Origin of the sequence: Nitrososphaera sp., assembly GCF_050748925.1 — an archaeon.
Lineage (GTDB): Archaea > Thermoproteota > Nitrososphaeria > Nitrososphaerales > Nitrososphaeraceae > Nitrososphaera.
In genome coordinates this window covers 1-2,488 of sequence record NZ_JBOGQF010000193.1, presented here as the reverse complement: position 1 = coordinate 2,488, position 2,488 = coordinate 1, and the positions used below count along the sequence as shown (strand labels likewise).

Below are 2,488 nucleotides of genomic sequence, written 5' to 3'. Positions count from 1 at the left end.
GACGGCTATTAAATTGATGCGTGCGTTAGAAATTAGGCAACATTTATAGTCCCCGAACAAAAATTTTCAATTGAGTGTATGCCAAAGTTCAAGTCAACGCAGGAAATCCTCAGGATAATCGGTAACAAGGATCAGATACGCAATTTCGGCGTCATCGCCCACGTCGACCACGGCAAGACAACCATGTCAGACAGCTTGCTTGCCGCGTCCGGCATCATCGCCCCCTCGGTGGCAGGCCAGGCCCTCGCGCTTGACTCTATGAAGCTCGAGCAGAACAGGCAGATGACCATCAGGGGCGCCAACGTCACGCTTCTTTACGAGCACGAAAGCAAGGACTACGTCATCAACATGATAGACACCCCCGGCCACATCGACTTTACCGGCAGGGTGACGCGCGCGCTGCGCGCAATCGACGGCGTCGTCGTCGTCTCCGATTCAGTAGAGGGCATCATGACCCAGACAGAGACCGTCACGAGGCAGGCACTCGAAGAGCGCGTAAGGCCGGTGCTCTACATCAACAAGATCGACCGCCTTGTAAAGGAGCTGAGGCTTGACGCGCAAGCCATGCAAAAGTGGCTCTCTAACATTATCGCCGACTTTAACAGGCTCGTGGACATTTACGCAGAGCCGGAATACAAGGAAAAGTGGAAGGTCAGCATCCAGGGCAACAGCGTGGCGTTTGGCTCTGCAAAGGACCGGTGGGGCTTTAACTTTAAAATGGCCCAGAAACTGGGCGTCAGCTTCAAGGACGTTTACGAAGCATACACTGCAGAAGGCACGGACAAGATAAAGGCACTTGCGGAAAAGTCGCACCTGCACGACGCGGTGCTGGGCATGGTCGTGGAGCACCACCCGCCGCCCCACGTTGCCCAGAAATACAGGATTCCGAAAATCTGGCCCGGCGACCTCAATTCTGAGATCGGCCAGGCGCTCCTGAACTGCGACGAAAAGGGCCCGGCGATGATGATGGTCACGACCATCAACGTCGACCCGCAGGCAGGCAGGGTCGCGACAGGACGGCTGTATTCAGGCACGATAAAGGACGGCGACGAAGTCTACCTGATTGACGCCAAGAGGCCCGGCAAGGTGCAGTCTGTCAACATCTACATGGGCAACACCCGCGAAGTCGTCAGCGTGCTTCCTGCAGGCAACATCCCGGCGCTTTTGGGACTTGACTATGCCGTGTCCGGCGAATCGGTGTCGACGATAAAGGGCTCCACCGCCTTTGAGTCGATCAAGTACGTGTCTGAGCCGGTCGTAACGATTGCAGTGGAACCAAAGCACCCCAAGGACCTCCCGAAACTGGTGGAGGGACTGCGCAGGATCACCGTAGAAGACCCCAACCTCATCGTCAAGATCAACGAGGAGAGCGGCGAGACTTTGATGGCCGGCATGGGCGTGCTCCACCTGGAGATTGCAACGTCATTGCTGCAGGAACTCGGGCTTGACATCGTAACGACGCAACCATTAATCAACTACCGCGAGACCATCCGCGCGGCGGCAGGACCCATCATGAGCAAGTCGCCAAACAAGCACAACAAGATATTTCTGCGCGTTGAGCCTTTGAAGGACGACATCGTCGACCTCATCAGGACCGGCAAGCTGAAGGAAGACATGGACAAGAAGGAGATGGCCAAGATCCTGAGGGAGAAGGGATGGGGCACGGACGAGTCGAGGAGCGTCGTCGCAATCGACGTGTCTGGCAACATGATGGTCGACGAGACCAAGGGTGTCCAGTTCATCCAGGAATCGATGGACTCTATCCGCTCCGGCTTTGACGACGTGATAAAGAACGGGCCGATTGCAAAGGAGCAGGTCAGAGGAGTCAAGTTTGTCCTGCACCACTTTGTCCCCCACGAGGACCCGGCGCACAGGGGCCTCGCCCAGCTGATGCCGGCGACAAGGAGGGCCATGCTCGGATCGATACTCATCGCGGACCCGGTGCTGCTGGAGCCAATCCTCGGCATAGAGATCAAGTGCCCACAGGAGCAGATAGGCATCGTCGCAAGCGTGCTGTCAAGCAAGCGCGGCAAGCTCCTTAGCGTCGAGCAAAAGGGCATCATCGCCATTATACAGGGCGAGGTTCCTGCTTCGGAAACATTCGACCTGTCAGAGATCATGAGGGGCGGGACGGCAGGCAAGGCAATGTGGACAACCTACTTCAAGACGTGGTCGCCAGTGCCAAACTCGATATTCCGGAACCTGGTCGGGGAAACAAGGAAGAGGAAGGGCCTTCACCCCGAGCCGCCAAGCCCGGACGAGTTTATCGACAAGGAGTAAAAATGGAATCCCCCCTCTTTCCTCGTCGTTTTGTGCCGCTTTTGAAGGCATGTCCAAGGGCGTTAGGATGTTTGATGAAACCACAGGCTAGAGGCGTTTGGATAAAAGTTCAAGAATATCGATATGAATTGTAAGACAAGCTGTCTAATACTGCACCCGTTCTAGCAGGTCTCGCTATTGGTATCGGATTCATTGTGTTATTCTCTGC

At 55.7% G+C, this 2,488-nt stretch carries 1 protein-coding gene; it reads left to right on the top strand.

Annotation, left to right across the window (positions count from 1 at the left end; translation table 11 throughout):
- Positions 1-78 precede the first annotated feature (78 nt).
- Positions 79-2,280, top strand: coding sequence for an elongation factor EF-2 (locus ACREAY_RS11315; protein WP_431755876.1), 2,202 nt, complete (start codon positions 79-81; stop codon positions 2,278-2,280).
- Positions 2,281-2,488: the final 208 nt, after the last annotated feature.

Bases quoted from the DNA above. Each gene is read 5' to 3' on its own strand.
- ACREAY_RS11315 (WP_431755876.1), top strand. From the start codon at position 79: ATGCCAAAGTTCAAGTCAACGCAGGAAATCCTCAGGATAATCGGTAAC.